Origin of the sequence: Pantoea sp. B9002 (assembly GCF_013385945.1) — a bacterium.
Lineage (GTDB): Bacteria > Pseudomonadota > Gammaproteobacteria > Enterobacterales > Enterobacteriaceae > Pantoea.
In genome coordinates this window covers 158,144-165,199 of the sequence record NZ_JACAPA010000003.1, presented here as the reverse complement: position 1 = coordinate 165,199, position 7,056 = coordinate 158,144, and the positions used below count along the sequence as shown (strand labels likewise).

The 7,056-nt window shown below is 55.4% G+C and carries 5 protein-coding genes; 3 read left to right on the top strand and 2 right to left on the bottom strand.

Translation table 11 applies throughout. The features are described from left to right. The first annotated feature begins 210 nt into the window (after positions 1-210). Positions 211-2,412, top strand: a complete 2,202-nt coding sequence (locus tag HX773_RS02815) for a TonB-dependent siderophore receptor (protein ID WP_176970336.1) — start codon at positions 211-213, stop codon at positions 2,410-2,412. Between the two features lie 313 nt (positions 2,413-2,725). Continuing rightward, complete coding sequence (locus HX773_RS02810) at positions 2,726-2,899, top strand: hypothetical protein (RefSeq protein WP_176970335.1); 174 nt, start codon at positions 2,726-2,728, stop codon at positions 2,897-2,899. Here the strand turns inward: HX773_RS02810 and HX773_RS02805 are convergent. After that, the gene (locus tag HX773_RS02805) at positions 2,896-4,044 is read right to left on the bottom strand and encodes a beta-glucosidase (RefSeq protein ID WP_176970334.1); all 1,149 of its coding nucleotides are present in this window, start codon (positions 4,042-4,044) and stop codon (positions 2,896-2,898) included. The two genes, HX773_RS02810 and HX773_RS02805, sit on opposite strands and share 4 nt — an antisense overlap. Positions 4,045-4,197: 153 nt before the next feature. On the opposite strand from HX773_RS02805, the gene HX773_RS02800 reads away from it, so the two are divergent. Continuing rightward, the gene (locus HX773_RS02800; protein ID WP_304623159.1) at positions 4,198-5,661 is read left to right on the top strand and encodes a phosphatidylserine/phosphatidylglycerophosphate/cardiolipin synthase family protein; all 1,464 of its coding nucleotides are present in this window, start codon (positions 4,198-4,200) and stop codon (positions 5,659-5,661) included. A gap of 116 nt (positions 5,662-5,777) precedes the next feature. Here HX773_RS02800 and mdoC read toward each other — a convergent pair whose 3' ends face one another. After that, the gene (gene mdoC / locus HX773_RS02795) at positions 5,778-6,905 is read right to left on the bottom strand and encodes a glucans biosynthesis protein MdoC (RefSeq protein ID WP_176970333.1); all 1,128 of its coding nucleotides are present in this window, start codon (positions 6,903-6,905) and stop codon (positions 5,778-5,780) included. Positions 6,906-7,056 lie beyond the last annotated feature (151 nt).

The following is a 7,056-nucleotide window of genomic DNA, read 5'->3' as shown; positions in this document are numbered from 1 at the left end:
TGGCAAGACGGTATCTACATAATCGCGCATGAACATCCAATTGCGATCCCACAAACCGGTCGTAGGGTCGCCATTTATGGCGACCTGATGCACCTCTTCTCCATTATGTGAATGCAGAAAGTGGGATTTTTCTTGCTTTCGGGCAACGACTGCGCATAATCGCAAACCGCAATAATAATGATTATCACTTCGTTTGCATTAGGGGATCCCATGCGCGCTATGCCTTTCAATCCCGGACTGAAACCGACGCTGTTGGCCGTAATGGTCAGCGCCGGTTGTTTGCCAGTGATGGCTGCTACCACCAATACCACAACCTCCACTGATGCGAAAAACGAGCAGCAGACGCTGACCGTGACCGCGACACCTCAAACCGATTTCAAACCAGGCGGCGACGATCTGGTACCGGCTTTCCTTGATGGTCAGGTTGCACACGGCGGCCGTCTCGGCATGCTGGGTGAGCAGAACGCCATGGACGTGCCGTTCAACGTCATCGGTTTTACCTCGAAAATGATTCAGGACCAGCAGGCGAAAACCATCGGTGACGTGGTGCGCAACGATGCTGGCGTGCAGAATCTGAAAGGCTACGGCAACTTTGCTGAGAGCTATCGCATTCGTGGCTTCAAGCTGGATGGCGATGCCATGACTTACGGCGGCCTGGCCGGTATCGTGCCGCGTCAGGTGATGGATGCCTCGCTGATTGATCGCGTGGAGATCTTCAAAGGGGCTAATGCCTTGCTGAACGGTTCGGCGGAGAGCGGCGTCGGTGGCATGATTAATCTCGAGCCGAAGCACGCTGATGATACGCCGCTGACGCGCATCGGCGTGGATTACACGTCTGGTTCGCAAGTGGGCGGCACCGCCGATATTGGTCGTCGTTTTGGCGACAATAACCAATTTGGCGTGCGTCTGAATGCGGTCAACCGTGAAGGCGGCACGGAGGTGGATGGCGAGAAGAAACGTACCACCGCTGCGTCACTCGGCCTGGATTATCGTGGCGATCGTCTGCGTACGTCGCTCGACGTTGGCTACCAGAAAAAGACCTTCCACGACGCGCGTAACGGTATCAACATCAGCGGCATCGACTTCATTCCTGATGTGCCGTCCAACTCGAAAAACTACAGCCAGAAGTGGGTGTTCAGCGATATCGAGTCGGAGTTTGGTCTGGCGAAAGCCGAATACGATCTGACCGAACAGTGGACCGCCTATGCGGGCCTCGGCGCGCAACACACGCATGAAGTGGGCAACTACGGCATTCCGAAGATCCTCGATAGCGCCGGTAACGCTACCATTGGTCGCTTCCGTACCAATCGCGTGCAGGACAACATGAGCGGCATGGTTGGCCTGCGTGGTGATTTCACCACCGGTCCGGTGACGCATAAAGTGAACTTCGGCTATTCGGCGATGACCGCGAATGCGAAAAACAGCTATCGCATGTCGTCGGGTAACGATGCCAACGTAAACATTTATCACCCGCAGGATGTGGCTGAACCGGACAGCGTGTTCGCCGGTGGCGCTAAGTTCAGCGATCCGCTGACCACTTACCGTTCACGTTCGCAGGGCTACCTGCTGAGCGATACGCTGGGCTTCTTCGATGACACCTTGCTGGCGACCGTCGGCGCGCGTCATCAAAAAGTGGTGGTGCGTAACTACGGTTATGACGGTGCGGAAGATAGCGCGACACGTTTCGACAGCAGCCGTTGGTTGCCGGCGTACGGTTTGCTGTATAAAGCCACGCAAAATATCTCGCTGTATGCCAACCATACCGAATCGCTGACGCCGGGCACCGCCGCGCCGTTTACCGCCACCAACTACGGTAGCGTGACCGGCATCGTGCATGCCAAACAGAACGAAGTGGGTGTCAAAGCCGATTTTGGTCGCGTCGGCGGATCGCTGGCGCTGTTTGAAATCAAACAGCCGGTTGGCGTGCTGAACAATTCGGTCTACCAGCTGAATGGCGAGCAGCGCAACCGTGGCGTGGAGCTGAACGTATTCGGTGAGCCGGTGCTGGGCCTGCGTCTCAACAGCAGCGCCACCTGGATCGATCCGAATATGACCAAAACCGGGGATAGCGATCAGGATGGCAAAAACGCCATCGGCGTACCGCGCTTCACTGCGGCGCTGGGTGCGGAGTATGACATCAAGCCGGTGGACGGTTTGACCGCCACAGCATTGCTGAACTACACCGGTTCGCAATATGCCGACCTGGCAAACAACATGAAGCTGGATGATTACACCACGCTGGATTTGGGTCTGCGTTACCGCATGAAGGTTAACCAGAACGATATGGTGTGGCGCGTGGGCGTGGATAACGTCACGAATGAGAAATATTGGGCCAACGTGGATGACAGCGGCACCTATTTGTCTCAGGGTGAACCACGCACGGTGAAGGTTTCACTGAGCTACGATTTCTAATCTGTTCTCCACGGGGCGCGCTTGCGCCCCGTTATTTCTCCGCCAGAAATTTTCCTGTAACTTAGGGCGCATTGCATTACACTCTGTGCGGCAATCCTGCGCGAAAACTCGCCTTTATTTTTGAGTCATCATGAGTTCACCTGCACCACCAGACGACCACGACGAACCTTATCGGCAGCCGCTCGACGATGCGCTCTTCGCCATTGTGGTACTTGCAGTCACTTCGGTTACGCTTATAATCTTCGTCCTGATGATTACGCTGTGGATGAGTTAAGGTCAGCACCGGGAAAAGGAAGCCTGCAAGGAGATGTCGATGGAATCCAGAGATGACAAACTGATCGCCATAATTGGCCTGCTCTCCGCCTGTTTAATTGGCGTGGTGTTTCTCTTCACCATGACCTGGCTCACCGACGTGCGTCACCCCGCGGATCCTTCACTCGATGTGCAAACCTGCCCGCAAAAACCCGCCATTACGCAACAGTCTTAGCTTTTTGTCTGCCAGTTCTGCCATTTAATTTGTTGACTGCGCAACTCCAGCGCCAGCGCCTCATGCAGGGTGCGATTGCCATTGGGATCGCCGAGGCCAAACAGCGCGCCCGGTGAGCGTCGATCGTCGGCCCACGCCGGATACTCCACCACCGGATAGAGCGAAATCCCTTCCAGCGCCACGCCGTGATCCAGCGCCAGACGCGCTTCTTCACTGATCTGCCGCAGCCAGGGCGCACGCGCATCACCTTCGGCGCCGGTTTCGGCCAGAATCATCGGGCGCTGATAACGTTGCCAGCACTGCATTAACAAACGGTGCAGCGGTAGCCGCGTCGGATGGTCGAACGGAATGGTTTCGCCTGAGAAAAACCAGTGATTGTCGGGATAGTAATTGAGACCCAGAATGTCGAGGAAATCCGCGCGGCCACCCAGTTCCGGCGCATCGCGTCCGCCAATCCAATCCCAGGCTTCAAACTGCGCCTGATGCTGCGCGTCGGCGTAGGGTTTGCTGTCAGGATTATCGGGATGCGTCGCCACCTGCACCAGCGGATCGGTCAGCACAAAGCGGGCATCGGGATAAACCTCGCGAATGGCGTGCATCGCCGCCAGCGAGGCGCGCACCAGCTGGCGCTTCAGCTCGCGACCGCGATCGCTGGCGTAGGGATCGAGCCAGGAAACGTCCGCGCCGGCCCACGACCAGAATGAGATCTGATTGATCGGCGTGAAAAAGGGCTTTTCGATACCTTCATCGTGCATCAGCTGCGCCATTGCGCGGGCGAAGCGTTCGAAGTGATCGACAAAGCTGGCTTTCCAGATATCTAAGTGATCGGGATAGCCAAAGTGCGCCAGCTCCCAGATAATCTGCATATCGTGACGCGCCGCGGCGTGCACCATCGGCAGAAAGGTGCGCCAGTCATATTCATTGGGCACGGCTTCAATCAGATGCCAGCGAGCGCCATCGCGCGCGGTGTGCAAACCTTCCTGCGCCAGTGCGGCATAATCTTTCTCCAGCAGCATGTCGTGGCCGCTGCTGATCACCATATCGAGCCGACGTCCGCCTGCACGACGGGCGGTTGAACAGGGAAAACTGCCCTGAAAGAAACTGCGGAACAGCTGAGGGTGATGGCGCAGGGATTGCTGAGTCATAATCCTCTCCTCTCGGTGAACGCCGGATGCAGAACGCCTGGCTAAGTCTAGACTAAATTGACGGTGCGCCATCGGGCAGAAAAGGAAGCCTCCGATTGCTTCTTAGCGCATTGATACCAACAATAATAGGTCCACAGCTTTCAGGGATTCACTATGAGTGAAGCAGCAACCTCTTTGCCGCCTGAGGAACATTCGGGCAACCGGCTGAAACCGAGTGTTGAGGCGCGTTGCGCGCGACATCCGGGCATGAGCGGCATTCATCCGCTTAACGATGGATTGGACGCTTTTGCTGCGCGCTATCAGATGATGAGCATGGCGCAGCACACCATTGATGTGCAGTACTACATTTGGCACAACGACATGTCCGGCCGCTTGCTGTTTAGCGCGCTGCTGGATGCCGCCGAGCGCGGGGTGAAAGTGCGATTGCTGCTGGATGACAACAACACGCCGGGTTTGGATGAGACGCTGGCGGAACTCGATCGCCACGCCAATATCGCTGTGCGCCTGTTTAATCCGTTCTCGTTCCGCACGCTGCGTGCGCTCGGTTATCTCACCGATTTTTCCCGCCTTAATCGGCGTATGCACAACAAGAGCCTGACGGTGGATGGCGCGGCGACGCTGGTGGGCGGCCGTAATATCGGTGACGAGTATTTTGGTACCGGCGATGAACCGCTGTTTACCGATCTCGATGTGCTGGCGATTGGTCCGGTGGTCGACGAAGTGACGCAGGATTTCGAGCGCTACTGGCGCAGTAAAGCGGTATCGCCGCTGCGCAAGGTGGTTGATGTGAGCGGCGATGCGCATCAGGCGGTGCGCTTGCCGCAAGAGTGGCAGCAGAGTGAAGCGGTGGAGCGCTATCTGGCGCGGCTGGAGCACTCGTCGTTTATCAGCCAGATGGAGCAGGGCGAGCTGGAGATGACGTGGGCGGAATCGCGCCTGCTGAGCGACGATCCGCGTAAAGGGCTCGGCAAAGCAAAACGCCGCAGTTTGCTGCCGCAGCGCATGCTGGAGGTCATCGGCACGCCGCAGCAGCAGTTCGATATTATCTCGGCCTATTTTGTCCCGACGCGATCTGGCGTGGCGCAGCTGCTGGCGTTGAAGCGGCGCGGGGTGAAGATTGCTATCCTTACCAATTCGCTGGCGGCCAATGACGTCACGGTGGTGCACGCCGGTTATGCGCGCTGGCGCAAAAAATTGCTGCGCCACGGCATCGCGCTGTATGAGTTGAAGCCGCAGGACAATCCACAAAGCGCGCCACACGATCGCGGTATCACCGGTAATTCGGGTTCCAGTTTGCATGCCAAAACCTTCACCGTGGATAATCGTAAAGTGTTTATCGGCTCGTTTAATTTCGATCCGCGTTCCGCGATGCTGAACACCGAAATGGGTTTGGTGATTGAGAGTGAAACCCTGGCGCAGCAAACGCATCAGCGCTTTATTGCCGGGATGCGCGATCGCGCCTGGACGCTGCGTCTGGATAAGTGGGGACGCGTCAATTGGGTGGAGTTTGCTAACGAGCAGGGCGAAGTGGTGCACAAACACGAACCGCAATGCACGCTGCTGCAGCGCTTGCTGGTACGACTGGTATGGCGCTTGCCGGTTGAGTGGTTGTTATAATTTCGGTCACCATAAATGGTGACCCTACAAAAATTTGGTACGGTTTTCGTAGGGTGCGCATTCATGCGCACCTGAAAAACCTGGCATTTATGGCTTAAGTCAGCGGCGTTAACCGATTATTTCTTTTGCTGCGGCTTACCGGAGAACAGGAAGCGCAGCAGCGGAATGCGCAGATGGATTTCATACAGCGTAAACGCCACGCCAAACACCATCAGTAAGCCAACGAAGAAGCCGAGCGTGTTATTGCCGATGTGCGGCGTGATGTAGATGCCGTACAAAATGGTCAGCGGATGGTGCACCAGATAGATAAACAGCGAGGCATTCACCAGATACATGATGCGCGGCGAATGGCTGTTCAGCAGCTTATGGCCGAAGCTAAAACAGACGTTTAGCATGCACAAACCCATCAGCGTCGAAATGATCATATCAATCTCATACAGCCAACCTTCACCGCTGCTGTAACGCTGATTCAGGCTGTAGGCGATAAATACCGCGATAGCGCCAAAGCACATCACCGGATTAAACCGCACAAACAGCGCTTTCAGTGCCTGGTGCTTCCAGCTCAGCGCGCCCAGCATAAAGAACGGCAGGAACATCAACATTTGCATCACGGCAATGCTGAACAGCCCGTCGGCAAACACGCCCGGCACGAAATAAAACAGCACGCGGCGGAATGCACACCAAATCAGGGCGTAAATCAGCAGCGCCAGCGTCAATTTACCCCAGCCAACTTGCTGATAATTGATGCCGCGCTGCTGCTTATTCAGCCAGCGAAACGCCCACATACCAAAGGTGGTGAGGATCACCAGTACCAATAAAAACCACAGATGGGATATCAGCTCCCACGCCAGCGTGTTGTACTTTTCGTACAGAGAAAAACTGTTCCAGTCGCCAATTTTATCGGTGAGATTTTTGGTGATGAAAAACTGCGGCAAGGTAATCAGTGGAACGGCGGTTAACATCGGGATGCCGACACGCTCCAGACGCACTTTCAACCAGCGCTGCGGCTGGTAGCGTAAGTAGAGCATGTAGGAAAAATAGCCTGAAATAACAAAGAACACCTGCATGCGGAAGGCGTGAATAAAGTCGTTCAGCACCGTCAACCACATTGAGGCGTCATGGCTGTTCACCGCCCATTTTTGCGTGGAGTAAATCAGGGAGACGTGAAAAGGCACGCCTAATAACATTAAATACGCTCGAATCGAATCGAGGAAATATTCACGTTCGGGTTTAGCTGAACTCATAATCTTCCAATAGTCAGTTTACTTGCCGGTTTCGCCCTGAAACCGGATTATGCCGAAGGAAAATTCTACCGGCTGTAAACAGGGTATACTATCAGGTGAATCTGTATGTGATTTTGCGGGGTTTAATTATCCTAAAAGCACACTTTCAGCT

Excerpts from the sequence above, each read along its gene's own strand:
- HX773_RS02815 (WP_176970336.1), top strand. The coding sequence starts at position 211 with ATGCGCGCTATGCCTTTCAATCCCGGACTGAAACCGACGCTGTTGGCC.
- HX773_RS02810 (WP_176970335.1), top strand. The coding sequence starts at position 2,726 with ATGGAATCCAGAGATGACAAACTGATCGCCATAATTGGCCTGCTCTCC.
- HX773_RS02805 (WP_176970334.1), bottom strand. The coding sequence starts at position 4,044 with ATGACTCAGCAATCCCTGCGCCATCACCCTCAGCTGTTCCGCAGTTTC.
- HX773_RS02800 (WP_304623159.1), top strand. The coding sequence starts at position 4,198 with ATGAGTGAAGCAGCAACCTCTTTGCCGCCTGAGGAACATTCGGGCAAC.
- mdoC (WP_176970333.1), bottom strand. The coding sequence starts at position 6,905 with ATGAGTTCAGCTAAACCCGAACGTGAATATTTCCTCGATTCGATTCGA.